Source organism: Microvirga antarctica (assembly GCF_017921815.1).
Lineage (GTDB): Bacteria > Pseudomonadota > Alphaproteobacteria > Rhizobiales > Beijerinckiaceae > Microvirga > Microvirga antarctica.
Genome location: NZ_JAGEMM010000001.1, coordinates 151,624 through 169,516, shown reverse-complemented (window position 1 = coordinate 169,516; position 17,893 = coordinate 151,624). Strand labels below are relative to the sequence as shown.

At 63.9% G+C, this 17,893-nt stretch carries 18 protein-coding genes and 1 tRNA gene; 14 read left to right on the top strand and 5 right to left on the bottom strand.

Features of this window, described 5'->3' with window-relative positions; all coding sequences use genetic code 11:
• Window positions 1-57: 57 nt before the first annotated feature.
• The gene (locus J4G32_RS00910) at window positions 58-2,181 is read left to right on the top strand and encodes a sodium-translocating pyrophosphatase (RefSeq protein ID WP_210483098.1); all 2,124 of its coding nucleotides are present in this window, start codon (window positions 58-60) and stop codon (window positions 2,179-2,181) included.
• 117 nt (window positions 2,182-2,298) lie between these two features.
• On the opposite strand, the gene J4G32_RS00905 is transcribed toward J4G32_RS00910, so the two are convergent.
• Window positions 2,299-2,754 carry an outer membrane protein assembly factor BamE gene (locus J4G32_RS00905; RefSeq protein ID WP_210483096.1) on the bottom strand — a complete coding sequence of 152 codons (456 nt, stop codon included), beginning with the start codon at window positions 2,752-2,754 and terminating at the stop codon, window positions 2,299-2,301.
• Between the two features lie 103 nt (window positions 2,755-2,857).
• Here J4G32_RS00905 and J4G32_RS00900 point away from each other — a divergent pair, with 103 nt between their 5' ends.
• The 7 genes from J4G32_RS00900 to J4G32_RS00870 all read left to right on the top strand — a co-directional run bounded on the left by J4G32_RS00900 (window position 2,858) and on the right by J4G32_RS00870 (window position 7,316).
• Entirely contained in the window at window positions 2,858-3,391 is a 534-nt protein-coding gene (locus J4G32_RS00900; RefSeq protein WP_210483094.1) for a ubiquinol-cytochrome C chaperone family protein, read from the top strand.
• Between the two features lie 10 nt (window positions 3,392-3,401).
• Entirely contained in the window at window positions 3,402-3,932 is a 531-nt protein-coding gene (locus J4G32_RS00895) for a YceD family protein (protein ID WP_246504712.1), read from the top strand.
• A gap of 265 nt (window positions 3,933-4,197) precedes the next feature.
• Complete coding sequence (plsX, locus tag J4G32_RS00890) at window positions 4,198-5,232, top strand: phosphate acyltransferase PlsX (protein WP_210483092.1); 1,035 nt, start codon at window positions 4,198-4,200, stop codon at window positions 5,230-5,232.
• A gap of 13 nt (window positions 5,233-5,245) precedes the next feature.
• Window positions 5,246-6,223, top strand: coding sequence for a beta-ketoacyl-ACP synthase III (locus tag J4G32_RS00885; protein ID WP_246504711.1), 978 nt, complete (start codon window positions 5,246-5,248; stop codon window positions 6,221-6,223).
• A 114-nt stretch (window positions 6,224-6,337) separates the two neighbouring features.
• The gene (locus J4G32_RS00880; RefSeq protein WP_210483088.1) at window positions 6,338-6,649 is read left to right on the top strand and encodes an integration host factor subunit alpha; all 312 of its coding nucleotides are present in this window, start codon (window positions 6,338-6,340) and stop codon (window positions 6,647-6,649) included.
• A 22-nt stretch (window positions 6,650-6,671) separates the two neighbouring features.
• Entirely contained in the window at window positions 6,672-7,172 is a 501-nt protein-coding gene (locus tag J4G32_RS00875) for a MerR family transcriptional regulator (protein WP_210485442.1), read from the top strand.
• A 66-nt stretch (window positions 7,173-7,238) separates the two neighbouring features.
• Window positions 7,239-7,316 (top strand) — tRNA-Pro (locus J4G32_RS00870).
• A 382-nt stretch (window positions 7,317-7,698) separates the two neighbouring features.
• On the opposite strand, the gene J4G32_RS00865 is transcribed toward J4G32_RS00870, so the two are convergent.
• A complete protein-coding gene (locus tag J4G32_RS00865; protein WP_210483086.1) occupies window positions 7,699-8,907 on the bottom strand; it encodes a M14 family metallopeptidase in 1,209 nt (402 codons plus the stop codon).
• A 345-nt stretch (window positions 8,908-9,252) separates the two neighbouring features.
• Here J4G32_RS00865 and J4G32_RS00860 point away from each other — a divergent pair, with 345 nt between their 5' ends.
• On the top strand, window positions 9,253-10,443 hold the full coding sequence (locus J4G32_RS00860) for an HWE histidine kinase domain-containing protein (RefSeq protein ID WP_210483084.1): 1,191 nt from the start codon (window positions 9,253-9,255) through the stop codon (window positions 10,441-10,443).
• A 236-nt stretch (window positions 10,444-10,679) separates the two neighbouring features.
• Window positions 10,680-10,988, top strand: a complete 309-nt coding sequence (locus J4G32_RS00855) for a hypothetical protein (protein WP_210483082.1) — start codon at window positions 10,680-10,682, stop codon at window positions 10,986-10,988.
• Window positions 10,989-11,034: 46 nt separating this feature from the next.
• On the opposite strand, the gene msrB is transcribed toward J4G32_RS00855, so the two are convergent.
• Both msrB and J4G32_RS00845 read right to left on the bottom strand, forming a co-directional pair.
• Window positions 11,035-11,517 (bottom strand): peptide-methionine (R)-S-oxide reductase MsrB, encoded by a 483-nt coding sequence (gene msrB / locus J4G32_RS00850; protein WP_210483073.1) that lies wholly within the window; start codon window positions 11,515-11,517, stop codon window positions 11,035-11,037.
• Window positions 11,518-11,642: 125 nt separating this feature from the next.
• Complete coding sequence (locus J4G32_RS00845) at window positions 11,643-13,817, bottom strand: heavy metal translocating P-type ATPase (RefSeq protein ID WP_210483071.1); 2,175 nt, start codon at window positions 13,815-13,817, stop codon at window positions 11,643-11,645.
• A gap of 67 nt (window positions 13,818-13,884) precedes the next feature.
• Here J4G32_RS00845 and J4G32_RS00840 point away from each other — a divergent pair, with 67 nt between their 5' ends.
• The 3 genes from J4G32_RS00840 (at window position 13,885) to J4G32_RS00830 (ending at window position 16,585) form a co-directional block, all read left to right on the top strand.
• Window positions 13,885-14,331 carry a MerR family transcriptional regulator gene (locus tag J4G32_RS00840; protein ID WP_210483069.1) on the top strand — a complete coding sequence of 149 codons (447 nt, stop codon included), beginning with the start codon at window positions 13,885-13,887 and terminating at the stop codon, window positions 14,329-14,331.
• Window positions 14,332-14,811: 480 nt separating this feature from the next.
• Window positions 14,812-15,543, top strand: a complete 732-nt coding sequence (gene pxpB, locus J4G32_RS00835) for a 5-oxoprolinase subunit PxpB (RefSeq protein ID WP_210483067.1) — start codon at window positions 14,812-14,814, stop codon at window positions 15,541-15,543.
• Window positions 15,536-16,585 (top strand): 5-oxoprolinase subunit C family protein, encoded by a 1,050-nt coding sequence (locus tag J4G32_RS00830; RefSeq protein ID WP_210483065.1) that lies wholly within the window; start codon window positions 15,536-15,538, stop codon window positions 16,583-16,585. The genes pxpB and J4G32_RS00830 overlap by 8 nt, the downstream gene beginning before the upstream one ends.
• A gap of 58 nt (window positions 16,586-16,643) precedes the next feature.
• Here J4G32_RS00830 and J4G32_RS00825 read toward each other — a convergent pair whose 3' ends face one another.
• Complete coding sequence (locus tag J4G32_RS00825; RefSeq protein ID WP_210483063.1) at window positions 16,644-17,063, bottom strand: BA14K family protein; 420 nt, start codon at window positions 17,061-17,063, stop codon at window positions 16,644-16,646.
• A 320-nt stretch (window positions 17,064-17,383) separates the two neighbouring features.
• Here J4G32_RS00825 and J4G32_RS00820 point away from each other — a divergent pair, with 320 nt between their 5' ends.
• Complete coding sequence (locus J4G32_RS00820) at window positions 17,384-17,893, top strand: putative pterin-binding protein (RefSeq protein ID WP_210483061.1); 510 nt, start codon at window positions 17,384-17,386, stop codon at window positions 17,891-17,893.

Genomic DNA, 17,893 nt, shown 5'->3' with positions numbered 1-17,893 from the left:
GGCCGAATATGAGGCTGCGAGGCCGAGATTCTGCCTTCCCATAACAAGGACGGCACCATGGCACTGACCCTCATTATCCTGGGCGGGCTCCTGTCCATCGTCTATGGCCTCTGGGCCATCAACGATGTGATGAAGCGCGATGCAGGCTCCCAACGCATGCAGGAGATCGCAGCCGCGATCGCCGAAGGTGCGAAGGCCTATCTCCGGCGGCAATACACCACCATCGCCATCGTGGGCGTGGTTCTCTTTGCGATCCTGGCCTATCTCCTCGGCATCCGCGTCGCCATCGGCTTCGCCATCGGTGCCATCCTGTCGGGAGCCGCGGGCTTCATCGGCATGAACGTGTCGGTGCGCGCCAACGTCCGGACGGCCCAGGCGGCGACCCAGTCCCTGAGCGGCGGTCTCGATGTCGCCTTCAAGTCGGGGGCAGTCACCGGCATGCTGGTGGCCGGCCTCGCGCTCCTCGGCGTCGCCCTCTATTTCGGCTACCTGACGCGGATCGAGGGCTTTGCGGGCTCCAGCCGCGTGGTCATCGACAGTCTCGTGGCGCTCGGCTTCGGCGCATCGCTGATCTCGATCTTCGCGCGGCTCGGCGGCGGCATCTTCACCAAGGGTGCGGATGTGGGCGGCGATCTCGTCGGCAAGGTGGAAGCAGGCATTCCCGAGGATGACCCGCGCAACCCGGCCACCATCGCCGACAACGTAGGCGACAATGTCGGCGATTGCGCCGGCATGGCGGCCGATCTCTTCGAGACCTATGCGGTGAGCATTGTCGCCACGATGGTTCTGGCGGCGATCTTCTTCGCGGGCCAGCCCAACCTCGATACCATGCTGCTCTACCCGCTGGGGATCGGGGCTGCCTGTATCGTCACCTCGATCATCGGCACCTTCTTCGTGAAACTCGGCCAGAACGAGTCGATCATGGGCGCGCTCTACAAGGGCCTGATCGCCACCGGCATCCTGTCGGTGGGGGCCATCGCCCTCGTCACCTACGCGATGATCGGTTTCGGCCCGGTCGCGGGGGCAGCCTTTACCGGCATGAACCTGTTCTGGTGCGCGGTGATCGGCCTCGGGGTCACGGCCTTCATCGTCGTCATCACCGAATACTACACCGGCACCGGCTACCGCCCCGTGCGCTCGATCGCCCAGGCCTCAGTGACCGGACACGGCACCAACGTGATCCAGGGTCTGGCGGTCTCGCTGGAATCGACCGCCTTGCCGGCGATCGTGATCATTGCGGGCATCATCGGTTCGTTCACGCTGGCGGGCCTCTTCGGCATCGCCATCGCGGTCACGGCCATGCTGGCGATTGCCGGGCTTATCGTCGCCCTCGACGCCTTCGGTCCTGTCACCGACAATGCGGGTGGCATCGCCGAGATGGCGGGCCTGCCGAAGGAGGTCCGCAAGTCCACGGACGCCCTCGACGCCGTTGGCAACACCACCAAGGCCGTCACCAAGGGTTACGCCATCGGATCGGCAGGGCTTGGCGCCCTGGTGCTGTTTGCCGCCTACACGTCGGACCTTAACTACTTCACCCAGAACGCGGCGCAGTTTCCCTACTTCCAGGGCGTCAAACCCGATTTCTCGCTGACCAACCCCTACGTGGTCGTCGGGCTTCTGTTTGGCGGGCTGATCCCGTTCCTGTTCAGCGGCATCGCCATGACAGCGGTGGGTCGGGCAGCGGGCGCGGTGGTCGAGGAGGTTCGGCGCCAGTTCCGCGAGAAGCCCGGCATCATGGCGGGCACCGAGCGTCCGGATTACGGGCGCGCGGTCGACATGCTCACCAAGGCCGCCATCAAGGAGATGATCGTACCCTCGCTCCTGCCGGTCCTGGCGCCCATCGTGACCTATTTCGTGGTCCTTTCGGTCGCCGGCAAGTCGCAGGCCTTCTCGGCGCTGGGCGCGATGCTTCTCGGCGTCATCGTCACCGGTCTCTTCGTGGCGATTTCCATGACGTCCGGAGGCGGCGCCTGGGACAACGCCAAGAAGTCGTTCGAGGACGGTTTCACCGATAGCGCCGGAGTGGTCCATCACAAGGGCTCGGAGGCCCACAAGGCCTCCGTCACCGGCGACACCGTCGGCGATCCCTACAAGGATACGGCGGGCCCCGCCGTCAATCCGGCGATCAAGATCACCAACATCATCGCCTTGCTGCTGCTGGCGATCCTCGCCCATTCCTGAGCGCTCCTGCTCGAACACAAAAGCCCCGCGGCGCGAACCGCGGGGCTTTTCTTTGGCGACGCGTTCAAAAAAATGGCCGGGACTGCGCCCGGCCATGAATACCTGTTGATAGACCGCCTAAGCGCCGAAGGGATTGAAGGCGCCCGTTCCGCGGAACAGCTGGGTGAGGAAGCTCGTCTCCTGTCCGCCCGACGGAGTGGTGCGGGTGATGAAGTCGAACACCTTTCCGTCCTGGATGCCGTAGAGCGCCACGCGCTCGACCCTTAGTGCATTGTCAAAATAAACGGCCGTAACCCGCTGATCGACAACGGATTCCGGCATGAACTGGAAGCGCCGGCTCGACGTCTGGCTGATGTAATACCAGCTCTTGTTGCCCACGGTGGAGACCGTCGACGGAGTGCCGAGCGTCGTCAGGACCTGTTCGCCTGTCATGCCCTTCTTGATCTGGGCAACGGCGCGCTCGTCCACGATGTAACCGCGCTGGAATGTCTCGCCGCCCATGCAGCCCGCCAAAGTCGACGCCAGGAAAGTCGCTGCGGCCAAGCGTGCGAAAAGTGATCTATATCGACGCATCGTATGGTTCTTCCAAGTCTGCGGCGCGGATAAGCTTGCGCCTTCGGATGGGGATGGCGTACCCCGACGATGTAATTTTGACAAGGCAGGAAGGCAAAGCCCCGTGATCTTCAGTCTGTTTCGCAAGGATCCGCGGCGCGCTGCCATCGCGACGCTCTACCAGCGCATTGCCACTGCGTCGCGGGCCCCGGGGCTCTACGAGTCGCTTGGTATCCCCGACACCCTAGAGGGACGCTTCGAATCCGTCTCCCTGCACACGATCCTTGTGCTGCGCGCCCTGCGCCATCTCCCGCCGCCTGCTGACGATGTCGCAAAAGATCTCACCGATGCGTTCTTCCAGGATCTCGACGCGTCCTTACGGGAGATGGGGACAGGGGACACCGTGGTGCCCAAGCGCATGAAGACGCTGGCCGCCGCCTTCTATGGTCGCGCTCACGCCTATGACGGGCCCCTCGACGCGGTGGACGAGCCGACTCTCGCCGTAGCCCTGGGACGCAATGCCATCGGCACGGACCAACCCGCCCATGCGCTCGCCCGCTATGTCCTTGCGGCAGATCGTGACCTGCGGCGTTCAGACCTTGCAGCTTTGCTCGCGCAAGGCCACGTTTTTCCTGAGCCCGAATCTTTTGGCCGATAGGGAGGCACTTATGACAGGTACGCGAACCATGACCCCCGACGCTGTCGGTCCGCTCTCGCGCCTGATCGATGTCGGGAGTGTTCCCCCGGGCGGCAAGCACGTCCACGTCCACGCGACCGCCGACGAGTGCCGCGCTCTGGCAAAGGATTTCGGTCTTGAGGGCATCCACGCGCTTGCGGCAGACTTCACGCTGACGAGCACCGCGAAGGGCGTGCATGTGGTGGGCGTCGTGAAGGCCAGCATCACGCAGACCTGCGTCGCCAGCCTCGAGCCCTTCGACTCGTCCGTCGACGAGGCCGTCGAGGTGGATTTCGCCAAGCCCAGCGGGATGCCCGCAGAGCCTCCCACCGAAATGCACGAATATGAGCCGCCCGATGAAATTGTGAACGGCAAGATCGACCTGGGCGCTGTCGCGGCCGAATTCCTGGCCCTCGGCCTCGACCCCTATCCCCGCAAGCCTGGCGTCGACTTCGATTTCAAGGACCCGGCCGATGCCGAGATGTCGCCTTTCTCCGCATTGGGAAAGCTCAAGGGCGGGTAGGGCACGACCGATAAAGGGGGCGGAACGGGATCTCCGATCCGCTGCGCGCCGCCTCCTGTCGATGACGAAATGAGAGCATTCGAGCGCGCGTTTCCTCAGGGTCAGCGCAAAACCTCTCGTTTACCCCAGCCAGACCTGTTCTTGTTGACACATTTCAGCTGTGGTCAGGGCGTTTCGTCGCCGTCCGAAAATTCGGTTGCGGTGACCCCGCAAACCGCTATTTTCCGCCCGCACGCCCGGGAAATTCAGAAAGCACCGCCGCTACATGCCAAAACCAGTTTGTATTTCGCTTGATGCGATGGGCGGGGACCACGGTCCGTCCGTCGTCGTGCCAGGCGCGGTTTTGGCCCTGGAGCGCCATCCGGGCATCCGTTTCCTCATGGTCGGCGACGAAGCCCTCATCGCGCCGCTTCTCGCGCAGCATCCCAAGCTCAAGGCCGTTACGGAGATTCTCCACACGGATCTGGCGATCGCCATGGACGCCAAGCCCAGCCAGGCGATCCGGATGGGGCGTGGCAAGTCGTCCATGTGGCGGGCCGTACAGGCGGTGAAGGACGGCAAGGCTGACGCTGCGGTATCGGCGGGCAATACCGGTGCGCTCATGGCCACCGCCAAGGTCTGCCTGAAAACGATGGCGCATATCGAGCGCCCGGCGATTGCCGCCATGTGGCCGACGCTGCGGGGCGAGAGCATCGTTCTCGATGTGGGAGCGACCATCGGGGCCGATGCGGGCCACCTGGTCGACATGGCGATCATGGGCGCGGCGATGGCGCGGATCGTGTTCGATCTCGAGCGTCCGACCGTCGGTCTGCTGAATGTCGGCACCGAGGAGATCAAGGGGATCGAGGCCGTCAAGGAAGCGGCGCGCATCCTGCGCGAGGCGAACTTGCCCAATCTCAATTATCACGGCTTTGTCGAAGGCGACGACTTGGGCAAGGGGACCGTGGACGTGGTGGTGACCGAGGGCTTTTCCGGCAACATTGCGTTGAAGACCGCCGAAGGGACCGCCAAGCAGATCGGCGAGTATTTGCGCTCCGCCATGAGCCGGACCATCATGGCCAAGATCGGCTATCTGTTCGCAAAGCAGGCTTTCGACGCCCTGAAGGACAAGATGGACCCGCGCAAGGTGAATGGCGGCGTATTCCTCGGACTCGAGGGCGTCGTGGTCAAAAGCCACGGCGGCACGGATGCCCTGGGCTTTGCCAGCGCCATCGACGTCGCCTACGACATGGCCCATTTCGAACTGATGAAAACGATCCGCGTCATGCTCGAGCATGATCCGATCGCCCAGCAGGCCTGAGGAAGGCTCCATTTTGACACGCATTCGTTCCATCGTCCGCGGCATCGGCTCATATTTGCCGACGCGGGTCCTCACGAACCAAGACCTTGAGAAGATCGTCGACACCTCGCATGAATGGATCCTGCAGCGCACGGGGATCGAGGAGCGCCACATCGTGGCGGAGGGCGAGACGACCTCCATGCTCGGCATCAAGGCCGCACAGGCAGCGCTCGCGGATGCGGGGCTGCAGGCGCAGGATATCGACCTGATCGTCTGCGCCACCTCCACGCCGGATTTCACCTTCCCGTCCACGGCGACGCAGATCCAAAGCGGGCTCGGGATCACGCACGGGGCCGCCTTCGACCTGCAGGCGGTCTGCGCCGGTTTTGTCTTCGCCGTGTCGACCGCCGACAAGTTTCTCGCCTCCGGATCGCACAAGCGCGCCCTCGTCATCGGCGCCGAGACCTTTTCGCGCCTGCTCGACTGGAATGACCGGACGACCTGCGTGCTGTTCGGCGATGGTGCGGGCGCGATCGTGCTCGAGGCCGCGCAAGGGGAGGGGACGGCTGCCGATCGCGGCGTGCTCACATCCCACCTACGCTCGGACGGCCGCTACCGCGACAAGCTCTACGTCGATGGCGGCCCTGGCTCCACGAAGACCACCGGCGTGTTGAAGATGGAAGGCAAGGACGTGTTCCGATTCGCCGTCGGCATGGTCACGGACGTGGTTCGCGACGCCTTCGCGGCAACCGGCACGACCGCTGACGACCTCGACTGGTTCGTGCCCCATCAGGCAAACCGGCGGATCATCACCGCCAGCGCCGACAAACTCGGCATCGCGGCCGAAAAGGTCGTGATCACCGTCAACAAGCATGGCAATACGTCGGCGGCCTCGATTCCCCTGGCGCTCGACGTCGCGCGCAAGGACGGCCGCATCAAGGATGGCGATCTCGTCATGATCGAGGCCATCGGGGGCGGATTTACCTGGGGCAGCGCGCTCATCCGCTGGTAGGTCATTCCGGCAGTCGAGTCCGCACCTGGACGGTTGACCCGGTGGGCCCATCTGCATAGCGTCTTCGACCAAGACTCGAGGACTGATTTTGAAACCGAACGCTGGGGGGGCGTGATGGCAGGCAAAACTGTAACGCGAGCTGACCTGAGTGAGGCGGTCTACCAGAAGGTCGGCCTCTCTCGAACGGAATCGGCGGAGCTCGTGGAGCGCGTCCTGGCCGAGATCTGCGACAGCCTGGCAGTCGGCGAGACGGTGAAACTGTCGTCGTTCGGCTCGTTCATCGTGCGCAGCAAGGGCGAGCGGGTCGGACGCAATCCGAAGACCGGCGTCGAGGTGCCGATCAACCCGCGACACGTGATGGTGTTCAAGCCATCGAACGTTCTGAAAGCGCATATCAACGGCGAAGTCGCCACGGGCGAGGACTAGGATCCCGATGGCGAATGGTGCCATGGACAAGAGCCCCGATGCCTTTCGCACCATCAGCGAGGTTGCTGAAGACCTCAACCTGCCCCAGCATGTGCTGCGCTTCTGGGAGACGCGGTTTGCGCATATTAGGCCGCTGAAACGCGGCGGCGGACGGCGCTATTATCGTCCCGACGATGTGGACCTGCTCAAGGGCATCCGGCATTTTCTCTACGGCGAGGGCTACACGATCAAGGGCGTGCAGCGCATCCTCAAGGAGGAGGGTGTCCGATTTGTGCAATCGGTGGGACGCGGCGAGCAGGCGACAAGCGCGCTCCGCAAGGAGGCGCCCGACGCCCTTGCATCCTTCACCCCCGACGACGACGGCCTGACCGCCGAGACCCTTCGCGCGCTGTCCGATTCGGAACTCGGCGCCGCCACCGCGGCCGATTTCCAGGCGCTTCATGCCGCTCTCGACGAACTCCTCGAATGCGACCGGGTTCTGAGCTCCCTTCGGGGCGCGACCGAGCCGGATGTCAACGGATAAGTTCCTGCTTTTTCATCGACAGAACGATTGCTTCCTCCTCAGCGTCAGCTTATATGGCGGCTCAGTCGGAGCGTAGCGCAGCCCGGTTAGCGCACTAGTCTGGGGGACTAGGGGTCGGAGGTTCAAATCCTCTCGCTCCGACCAAATAACCCCGATACATCAGAGATTTACGAAGGGCCGCCGCCGAGGCGGCCTTTTCGTTTTTGGGCCCTGTGTGCAAAGGGTTTTCAAAAAAGCGTTCGCCTGCAGCCCGGATTCAGACCCGCAACGAGTCGACTCGCCGAGGCGATGATCGCGCACCAGGTTGGCGCAAGCATCCACTGGCGCGGGCGGGTCCACACTCTGGCTACCCGGGCGGAGCAGATGTCGAAACAGGCGCAAACGCGATCCCAGCTGTCAGAGACCAAGGTGAAAAATGCTAGTTGGAGGCTGGGCGTGTCATTCGCAATCCAGCGCCTCATGGTCCACGGCCAGGACATTGCCGCCCCGCACATCGCGACTGCAAACGCGGACAACTGGATGGCAGCTACTCGGGGTAACTCTCACCGCCGTCGGGCGGCTCCTTGTGAAACAGGATGAACGCCACAGGGTTGCCGGGCTCGGCCATCGCGTCGCTCCGCAGGCCGCTCACCTCTCCGGCCACGCTGCTAGCATATTCGGCAACCACTTCGCCGAAGCTGTTGCGCTGGATCGCCACCCTCTGGCCTGCGTTGACCTTGTCATTCAGCTTGACCAGATGCTCGATCAGCCCGCCCTGCGTGGCAAGGATCGGGAGCGCACTGTTGCCGGTAAACACACCCACATCCTTGCCCGTGCGCCCCATCGGCCCAGCCAGGATCTGATAGTGTTTGAGGACGTTCAGCGTGCCTTCGACGAAGAGCGGAATCATCTCGAGGTTCAGCGCACGCGCCGCACCGATCTCCGGCGTGAAGGCCGGAATGCCCACGTCAACGAAGGCGTTGTGCAGGACGCCGGGATACACATGGTTGTCGAAGATCTGTCCGACCGGATAGAGTTCCACCATCGCCCTGACGGCCGGCACATCCATACTGGCCAGGTTGAAGGCAGCGACATCGAACCCCGTCGTTCCCGTGTGAAAGTCGATCGCGGCGTCGGCGTTCGGCCGCAGCAAACGGTTGAACAGAAGGAAGGCGTGTCGGCTGGGCGCGGAGGCCCCCGCGCTCTCCTGTCCGGGCCATTCCCTGTTCATGTCGATCAGATCGACGCCTCTGCCGGAATTGGGCCACCTGCGCTGCATGCCTTCCATGGCGGGACGGGACACGTCCGTGACAGCCATCACCGTGCCCGACATCTGCGCCGGATCGAGCTGGTTCATCACGGATTGAACCGCATGCACGGAACTCATCTCGTCACCATGCACGCCGCTGACCAAGACCACGCGCTTGCCCGGCCTTGCTCCCTTGGCGACCGTGACGGAGACATACCAATACTGGCCGCTGGGCATCTGAACGCCCTGAAAATAGAGGCGATGCTTCTGCCCAGCCTGAAGGTCGTCGACGTCCAGCGCGCTGACGACCTTTTTCCCCTGGATGACGTCGCCGGTATAGACGGTTGCCGATGGCGCCGCTGGCGCCGGGGCCACAGGGGAGATCGCGGAGGGTTGTGCGGTCGCCGAACCCGGACTTGAGACGAGAGCGGCCGATGCGCCGATCGCTGTCATCGATGCGATCATGAAACCCCGGCGATCGACGCCTCCGTCTGGCGTGTGTGACATGATGACGTTCCTGACCGGTCCAAATAATGCCTTTGACCCCAGCTTACACGCAGAGCCCCTGTGCAACGCAAGCTCGCCACACCCTTGTTACAGGCCTGGGCCGGTTGTCAGGGCTCTCTCGGGCAATAGCCCCCTGACGGGGTTTAGAGCCGCCGCATGTGGCGAGACAAGCGGCAGGTTGTCGACGCGCCCCGGAAACCGCCGATCCGCCTGTTGCAACGTTCAACTGTTCCTCGTCCGCGCCAACCGAATGCAACCTGAGCTGGAGAAAAGCACGGCGAAGAGAGATCCGTTGTGCCATAACGCTTTCTCACGATCACACACCATTGAAAGCCTGACCTCGCCATGCCGCCAGAACAGACGAGCTTGCAGCCGGTCGTCCTCGTCGTCGAGGATGAGATCATCTTGCGGATGAAGGCTGTCGATATTGTCGAGGACGCGGGGTTTACGCCCCTGGAAGCCGCCAGCGCTGATCAGGCCCTTGCGATCCTTGAGTCACGCTCGGACATCTCGGTGCTCTTCACCGACATTCAGATGCCCGGCAGCATGGACGGGCTGAAGCTTGCTCACGCGGTCCATCGGCGGTGGCCGACGATCAAGATCATTCTGGTCTCCGGGCAGGTGGCGGTCACGGATGCGGACAAGCCGGCAGAAAGCCGGTTCTTTGGAAAGCCGGTCGAGATCAACGAGATGATCACGGCCCTGCAGACGATGGTCGGGTCGGGCAAGCTTGAAATCATTCCAACGGTAGCGCTGCCCCCGTCCGATAGAGCCGCTACACCAGCGCTCCTTGATCCCGATCGGGTCAGCCGGGACACCCTGACTGCTGAGAACGACAGCCTTCGTCTGTCCCTCGAACAAGCCGGGATCGATGCCAAAGCGCTGCTTGTGCAGGCGGGCATCGAGGCCGAGGAGCGCGAAGCCGCCGACAAGCTGCAGAAGCTCATCCACGGGGAATTGCATCATCGCATCAAGAACACGCTCGCCACCGTGAGCGCGATCGCGACGCAGAGCCTGCGGACCGCCACCAGCACGGCCCACGCCCAGAGCGCCATCGAGGGACGGCTGGCGGCGCTGGGGCGCGCGCACGACATGCTGATGCAGGTCAGTTGGGCCAATGCCGGTCTGGCGCAGACCATTCGCAGCGCGACCGAACCCTATGACAGCAAGGAAGGCGGACGCTTCACGATCAACGGTCCCGATGTCCGGATCACATCGGGCGCCGCCATCGCCTTCGCGATGACGTTTAACGAGCTATGCACCAACACGACAAAGTTTGGCGCGCTCTCTGTGGCGTCCGGTGGCGTTGCGATTGACTGGACCATCGATGACGACCAGCAGCGTCTTCAGCTCACATGGATGGAGACAGGCGGCCCGCCCGTTCGGGAGCCGACCCGCCGCAGCTTTGGAACCCGCATGATGTCATCGCTTGGGCAGCAACTGAACGGGGAAGTGCAACTCCTCTATTCCCCCGCAGGCTTCACGTATCGGATGGATGTGCCTCTCGGGACGCTCGCAGCCAAGGGAGGATTGTGAAGCGGCACGCTTGCGGCGTCCTCTCGCGCTGGTCAATCTCGTCGGTGAGCAGTAAATTACGAAGCGCGGCGAAGTCATTCTGCATCGTCAGAACGTAATTCCGATCGCTTGAGGGAACCTGAAGCGTTTCGAAATGATATGACGATGACGCAAAATTCTGAAAGTTCGGCAGCTCCGATGTTCAGATTTGCTTCACGTTAGGAGAGTCACACTTCGGCATTATCGAAGGAGTGCACATGCTCAAGAAAGTGATTCTGACCCTCGCGCTATTCGCGGCCCCCGTTGTCGTACACATCCAGCCGGCAGCGGCAGAGCCGTTGCCTCATGCGCGCGCTCTGCTCCCATCAGCCGAATATGCGCAATATGTGCAGTTCGGGTTCGGCGCGCCGCCTCCCTATGGCTACCGTCGTCCCTATTATGGCCCGCCGCGCTATTATGGACGTCCCTATTACGGACGCCCCTATTATGGCCCGCCCCGGCGCGCCTATGGGCGGCATTACGGGCCGCCGCCGCGCTATTATGGCAGGCGCTACTATCGTTACTGAGGGCGGCTCTGCCTGTCCGCCGTCTTCACGGCGGACAGGCGATCGATCATCCCACCGAGGGGGTGAAGGCCATGGCGACGCCGTCGATGCAGTAGCGCAGCCCCGTCGGCTTTGGGCCATCGTCGAAAATGTGTCCGAGATGGCCGCCGCACCGGCTGCAATGGGCCTCTGTCCTGACCGCACCGAACGACCTGTCGACCGATGTTCCGACGGCCCCTTTGATGGCGCTCCAGAAGCTCGGCCACCCTGTTCCACTGTCGAATTTCGTGGTCGACGAAAACAGCGCGAGATCGCAGCCTGCGCAGATGAAGGTACCGGCTCTTTTCTCATGCAGCAGCGGGCTGGTGAAAGGCATCTCCGTGCCGCCCTCGCGCAGGACGGCATATTGCTCGGGTGAAAGCTGCTTGCGCCATTCGGCGTCCGAGCGGTTGAGCGTGCCCTTGCTTGAGCCCGCGGCCCGGAGCGATGGCGCGACGAGGGAAGTTGTACCGGCCATGCCTAGCATCACGAAAAAGCGTCTTGTGACCATCGTCATCCTCCGGTTTGCATCCAACCCATCCTAACCTGGACTACAGATCATCGGGCATTCTGGATGCAGGCGGGGCACCTCCGTCACGCGAACGTGACGGAGGTGCCCCGCCGTTGCAGGTTGTGTCATAGCCGCACGCGCAGCAGGCGCAGGGCATTCATGGTCACGAGCACCGTCGCGCCCGTATCGGCAAGGATCGCTGGCCACAATCCTGTTATGCCGACAATGGTGGTCACGAGAAAAATCGCCTTGAGGCCAATCGCGATGGCGATGTTCTGGTGAATGTTCGCCATGGCCCGGCGGGAGAGCGTGACCATGCGGGCGACGTCCATCACGCGACCGTGCAGAATGGCGGCGTCGGCGGTCTCGAGCGCCACATCGGTTCCCCCGCCCATGGCAACGCCGACGTCGGCGGCGGCGAGGGCAGGGGCGTCATTGATGCCGTCGCCGACCTTCGCGACGATCTTGCCCTTTGCCTGAAGCTCACGGACGATCCGCAGCTTGTCCTCCGGAAGCAGTTCTGCCCGTGCGTCGATGTGCAGTCCCTTGGCGATGGCCTCGGCGGTGCGCTGGTTGTCGCCGGTCAGCATCACGGGCTCGACGCCCATCGCCCGCAAGGCAGCGATGCCCTCGTCCGCATCCGCGCGCGGCTCGTCGCGCATGGCGATCAGGCCGACGATGCTGCCGGCGGCGATCAGAACGGACACCGTCTTGCCCTCGCCATTGAGGCTGGCCACCTGATCGGCCTGCGCCGCGCTCAGGGCGACCTCCTCGCCTGCGGCGCGCGCGGACGCGAGGAAAACCGCCTCGCCGCCGACTTTCCCGGTAACACCGCGACCGGGCACTGCCCGCGCATCCGCGGCCGGAGGCACCGGCACGGCGTCCTCTTTGGCGCGACCGAGAATCGCAAGGGCCAGCGGATGGTTCGAGCCGCTTTCCAGGGCTGCCGCCATGGACAGCACCTGCGCCTCGCTGCGACCGAAGGCGACGATGTCCGTGACCTTGGGCTTGCCCTCGGTGAGCGTGCCGGTTTTGTCGAAGGCGACAGCAGTGATCTTGCCGATCGTCTCGAGCACCGCGCCGCCCTTGAGCAGCAGACCGCGCCGTGCACCGGCCGACAGGGCCGCTGCGATCGCCGCCGGGGTCGAAATCACCAGGGCGCAGGGACAGCCGATCAGGAGGATCGCCAGCCCCTTGTAGATCCACTCGGTCCAGCTCCCGCCAAAAAGGAGCGGGGGCACGATGGCGACCAGCGCACCGACGACCAGCACACCGGGCGTATAATACCGCGAGAAGCGGTCGATGAACCGCTCGGTCGGCGCCTTGCTCTCCTGTGCCTCCTCCACCAGCTGAACCACCCGGGCAATGGTGTTGTCGGCGGCAGCCGCCGTCACCCGGATCCGCAGGACCGCATCGGTATTGATGGTACCGGCGAACACCGATGCGCCGGGGCCTTTGCGCAGAGGCGTGCTCTCGCCGGTCACCGGCGCTTCGTCGACGTCGCTTTCGCCCGCGAGGATCTCGCCGTCTGCAGGAATGCGGTCCCCCGGGCGCACGATGATGGCATCGCCGACCTTGAGGTCGGCGGCGGGTATCTCTTCGGTGGTTCCGTTACGGTCGCGAAGAGCGGTCTTGGGCACCAGCGCGGTCAGGGCCTGGATGCTGGCCCTCGCCCGTCCGGCCGCGACCCCTTCCAGCCATTCTCCGATCAGGAACAGAAAGACGACCGCCGCAGCCTCCTCGGTCGCGCCGATGGCCACCGCGCCGACAGCCGCAATGGTCATCAGCATTTCAATCGAGAACGGCGAGCCGAAGCGGGCTGCCGCGAAGGCCCGCCGGGCGATCGGCACGAGCCCGATCGCCATGGCCACGAGAAACGCGGCCTGGTGCTGGGACGGGACGATCCAGCCTGTCACGAAGGCGAGCGCCAGGGCTAGACCATAGCCGATGGTGAGCTGCGCCTTGGTCGAGGTCCACCAGTTCCTGCTGTCGGTGTCACTGTCATGGTCATGATGATGAGTGTGGTCGTGGTCATGGTCATGGCCATGCGCCTCCGCGTGCGAAGGGGCCTCCTCCCTGGAGGCCGGCGCCAGGCCATAGCCGAGGCTCCTGAGCTGGGACGTCATGGCCGGCAGCAGGTGGGCGTCCGCTCCATGGCGAACGACCATGGTGCCGGCCGTCGCCGAAACCGAGACATCCTCCACGCCCGGCAGGCGCCGCACCGCGGTTTCCACCTTGGCCGCGCAGGCACCGCAATCCATTCCCGAAACCCGATAGCGGGTGGCGACTGCTTCCGTCATGGCGAACCCTTTTCAATCTCGATTCGCTTCCTACATCCTCTAGTGGCTAGAGGTACAAGGGGCTGGAATGGATTTTTCAATCGGGGAAGTCTCCCGACGCAGCCGCGTCAAGATTCCGACCATCCGCTACTACGAGCAGATCGGGCTTCTGGAAGTGCCGAAGCGGACTGAAGGGAAGCAGCGACGCTACGAGAGCGCCGACCTTGGCCGTCTCAACTTCATTCGGCATGCGCGTGAGCTTGGTTTCGAGATCGGACCCATCCGCGAACTTCTCGAAATGGGCCGCACCCCCGATCAGCCTTGTGCGGCCGCCGACGAGATTGCCCGTCGTCATCTCGGCGATGTGGAACGCAGGATTTCCCAGCTCATTGCGCTGCGGGGAGAGTTGCAGCGCATGGTGGAAGAATGCGGCCATGGCCGGGTGGGCGAGTGCCGTGTCATCCAGGTTCTCGGGGATCACAGCCACTGCGAGACGGATCATGCGGCAGCCGCACATGCCCGCGCGCCAGGTTGACGGGTCGGTTGCGCCCCCTATCCCGGATTCCGCGGGCAGATCATAACCGCCTCCGTTACACCATCGTCCACTCGGGAAGCGCCAGGGAGCCAAAGAGCGTTTCAGCCCGACCCACTGTCGCAACATCAGCCCGCGTCGCTGTGTCAGGAAACGCGCGACGACGAGCGCCACGCCCGGGGCGATTGCGCCGCTGAGCAGGCTGTCGCTCGCTATTCTGGCGACCAGCAAAGTGGGGATCGCCGGCACGCGGAGGCCGGTCCCACGGCAATCGAATGGCTGGAGGCGGAAAACGCTTTGGCCCTCCTGGAAGGCGCGAGGCGAATTCTCATTCAGGCTGAAGGCGAGGGGGCCCGGAAGCCGTCTCTGAAGACATCTCCGGCGAGGCTCTATCCTGGGACCCAAGTGCCGAAACGGAAGCTGTTTTCCTGGGCCGCCGTCGTGGTAAGCGTGTCTGAGTTTCATTTCGGGCGATCAAGCCGCATGTCGGACGCACTCACATTTCTCGACGCTGGCGATTGCGGTCTGACTGTCGAACTCGGCGAAGCCGTTGACGAGGCAACCAACGCGCTGGTGATCGCACTCGACAAGGCGCTGGCCGCCCAGGACATTCCGGGTATCGTCGAAATGGTGCCGACCTATCGGTCGCTGTCGATCCTCTTCGATCCTGTCGTCATCCCGAAACAGGTGCTGCGGGAGCGCGTGCTGGCGGTATGGCCTCCTGATGCGGCAGCCCGCGGCGGATTTCGACGTTGGACCATCCCGGTGCTCTACGGGGGTGAGGCTGGCGAAGACCTCGAGGAGGTGGCCCGCCAACATGGTCTCACGCCCGAGGAGGTGATCAACCTTCACGCCGGCGCCGAGTATCGCGTCTATATGATCGGCTTCGCGCCGGGCTTTGCCTATCTCGGCGGGTTGCCCGAAAAGCTTCATACAAGCCGCCGCACTGACCCTCGACTCCAGATCCCGCCCAGCAGCATTTCGATCGGCGGCAAGCAGGCCGCCATCTGCCCGCCGCTGCCTGTTCCTAGCGGATGGCATCTGCTGGGGCGTACGCCGGTCAGGACCTATGATCCCGCACGGAAGGAGCCGTTTCTGCTCTCCGCAGGTGACCGGATCCGCTTTCGGCCGGTCTCCGCGCAGCTCTATCGCGAGATGGCCCGGGCGGCGGAAGCCGGCGACGTCGTGGCCGAGGTGGAGACCATCGATGGCTGATCATCTGGTCGTCCTCGATCCGGGGACCTTGTCCACGATCCAGGATTTCGGCCGCTACGGCCTGCAACGGTTCGGCATTTCTGCCGCCGGGGCGCTCGACCCCATGGCGATGCGCATCGCCAACGCGCTGGTGGGCAACAGTCCCGGCGAGGCTGTCGTCGAATTCACGCTGTCAGGCGGGAGTTTGCGGGTAGAGGCCGACCTGTGCCGGATCGCCGTTGCGGGTGCCGAGATGCCGCTTGCGATCGACGGGGCGCCGGCAGAACCCTACCGTGCCCATGATCTTGCACGGGGGAGCATTCTCACAATCGGTTTCGCCCGGACCGGCATGCGCGCCTACCTGGCCGTGGGAGGCGGGTTCGCGATCGAGCCGGTGCTCGGGAGCCGATCGACGCATCTGCGCACAGGTCTCGGCGGCATCGACGGGACGCCCTTGCGCGCGGGCAGCGTCATGCCATTGCGCGATCCAACGCCCATTGGCCCGCCGCTCATTCTGTCCGCCGATCGTCGGCCCGATCAGGCGGGTCCTGTGCGCGTGGTCATGGGTCCGCAGGCCGATGCCTTTACGGCTGAGGGGATCGCGACCTTTCTCGGCTCGCCCTACACGGTCACGACGAAGACCGACCGCATGGGGTGCCAACTCGACGGTCCCGCCATCGCCCACCGGGACGGTTTCAACATCGTGTCCGACGGCATCGTAAATGGCAGCATCCAGGTGCCGGGGCACGGCCGGCCGATCATTCTTCTCGCCGACCGCCAGACGACCGGCGGCTATCCGAAGATCGCGACCATCGTCAGCGCCGATCTGGCGAAGATCGGCCAGGCCCGGATCGGCCAGGTGATCCGCTTCGAGGCCATCTCAGCGGAGGCTGCGGAACGATTGGCGATTGCGTTTGCCGCTCAGGGCGACATGATCCGTGACAATCTGGATCTGGCCGGAGCCGGGATTTCTACCGAAAGACTTCTGGCCGTGAACCTCATCGGAGGGGTGGTGTCCGCGCAACCCGGCCCAGCCGATGAGACGCCCGACGGGAGCCCATGAAAAAGCCCCGCGACGCAATCGTCACGGGGCTCTTCAAGCACGCCGATGGGAGCGGGTTTTAGGGGTACGTGCAGACGTAGCGCATGCCGTTATTGGAGAGAAACGTCCCGGAGGCCGGATCGTAGGAGCGGTATTTGCGGGCGCAATAGGCCGCCACCGAGGGGCTGACGGTGCCGGGAGGCGGGGGAGCGGCCGGCTGGGCTGCCTGATTGGCGATGGCGCCCGCGATCAGTGCGCCGGCAGCCACACCTGCAACGCCCGCAGCCACGGCCGCGCCATTGTCCCGATAATAGGGCCTGCCGTAATAAGGACGGCCGTAATAGCCGTAACCACGACGATAATACTGTGAGTAGCTCTCCGACGGATAAGCTTGCTGGACGTCGGGCGTCGCAGCCGGGGTCGGCACGACGTCGGCGGCCGCGGGCAGGACCGGCATCAGCGTCACAACGCCGAGCACCGCGGCAATAAACTTGCGCATCTGTCACTCCATGATCGTGAACGGGCCTGCGCCTCGGGGCGCGGCCTCTCGCCCTGAATATATAACGGGCGGCTCAGGTTCCACAATCCGGGTTGTCGCTGAGTTGAGACCTGCGTGCGCCATGGCACGTCACGGCCCGCAGCTGATGCGGTTACCTCAGCGCAGGATAAGACGCCCAGATTGAAATGAAACTATATTACTATCCAGAAGTTGTTTTCCTGTGAAACTTTATCCGCAATCGCTAGGGAAGACAGAGATTTTAGATGGAAATTTCTTCAGACGTGATATCGTTCTATTCGAAGTTCACTCGGATCGATATCATGACGCGTGCTGCAGCGCTTCTCTCGACAATAGCGGTTTGCCTCGCAATCGCGACACCTGCGCGCGCCCTCGAGGCGCTTCCCGCGCCTGCCGGCCCGGTTATTCTCACGGTCGTGGGCAAGATCGGCGTGACGAACGCGCCCGGCGAGGCGCGCTTCGATCGCGCCATGCTGGATGCCATCGGCCACCGAAGCCTGACCACGATGACGCCCGCCACGGGTCGGAGGCACCGGTTCGAAGGGGTGTCGCTGAAGGCCGTTCTCGATCGCGTCGGCGCAAACGGCCAGGAAATCCGGGCGGTAGCCCTCAATGATTTCGAGGCCGTGATCCCTGTGAGCGACCTGCGGTTCGACCCGCTGGTCGCCTCGACCTCGGACGGCGAGCCGTTGAAAATGCGCGACAAGGGGCCGCTGTGGATCGTCTACCCCCGCGACGATTTCAAGGATCTCGACGATCTCAGATACGATTCGCGCTGGGTCTGGCAGCTCTATCGCCTTGACGTCGAGTAG

Bases quoted from the DNA above. Each gene is read 5' to 3' on its own strand.
- J4G32_RS00910 (WP_210483098.1), top strand. From the start codon at position 58: ATGGCACTGACCCTCATTATCCTGGGCGGGCTCCTGTCCATCGTCTAT.
- J4G32_RS00905 (WP_210483096.1), bottom strand. From the start codon at position 2,754: ATGCGTCGATATAGATCACTTTTCGCACGCTTGGCCGCAGCGACTTTC.
- J4G32_RS00895 (WP_246504712.1), top strand. From the start codon at position 3,402: ATGACAGGTACGCGAACCATGACCCCCGACGCTGTCGGTCCGCTCTCG.
- plsX (WP_210483092.1), top strand. From the start codon at position 4,198: ATGCCAAAACCAGTTTGTATTTCGCTTGATGCGATGGGCGGGGACCAC.
- J4G32_RS00880 (WP_210483088.1), top strand. From the start codon at position 6,338: ATGGCAGGCAAAACTGTAACGCGAGCTGACCTGAGTGAGGCGGTCTAC.
- J4G32_RS00875 (WP_210485442.1), top strand. From the start codon at position 6,672: ATGGACAAGAGCCCCGATGCCTTTCGCACCATCAGCGAGGTTGCTGAA.
- J4G32_RS00865 (WP_210483086.1), bottom strand. From the start codon at position 8,907: ATGTCACACACGCCAGACGGAGGCGTCGATCGCCGGGGTTTCATGATC.
- J4G32_RS00860 (WP_210483084.1), top strand. From the start codon at position 9,253: ATGCCGCCAGAACAGACGAGCTTGCAGCCGGTCGTCCTCGTCGTCGAG.
- J4G32_RS00855 (WP_210483082.1), top strand. From the start codon at position 10,680: ATGCTCAAGAAAGTGATTCTGACCCTCGCGCTATTCGCGGCCCCCGTT.
- msrB (WP_210483073.1), bottom strand. From the start codon at position 11,517: ATGGTCACAAGACGCTTTTTCGTGATGCTAGGCATGGCCGGTACAACT.
- J4G32_RS00845 (WP_210483071.1), bottom strand. From the start codon at position 13,817: ATGACGGAAGCAGTCGCCACCCGCTATCGGGTTTCGGGAATGGATTGC.
- J4G32_RS00840 (WP_210483069.1), top strand. From the start codon at position 13,885: ATGGATTTTTCAATCGGGGAAGTCTCCCGACGCAGCCGCGTCAAGATT.
- pxpB (WP_210483067.1), top strand. From the start codon at position 14,812: ATGTCGGACGCACTCACATTTCTCGACGCTGGCGATTGCGGTCTGACT.
- J4G32_RS00830 (WP_210483065.1), top strand. From the start codon at position 15,536: ATGGCTGATCATCTGGTCGTCCTCGATCCGGGGACCTTGTCCACGATC.
- J4G32_RS00825 (WP_210483063.1), bottom strand. From the start codon at position 17,063: ATGCGCAAGTTTATTGCCGCGGTGCTCGGCGTTGTGACGCTGATGCCG.
- J4G32_RS00820 (WP_210483061.1), top strand. From the start codon at position 17,384: ATGACGCGTGCTGCAGCGCTTCTCTCGACAATAGCGGTTTGCCTCGCA.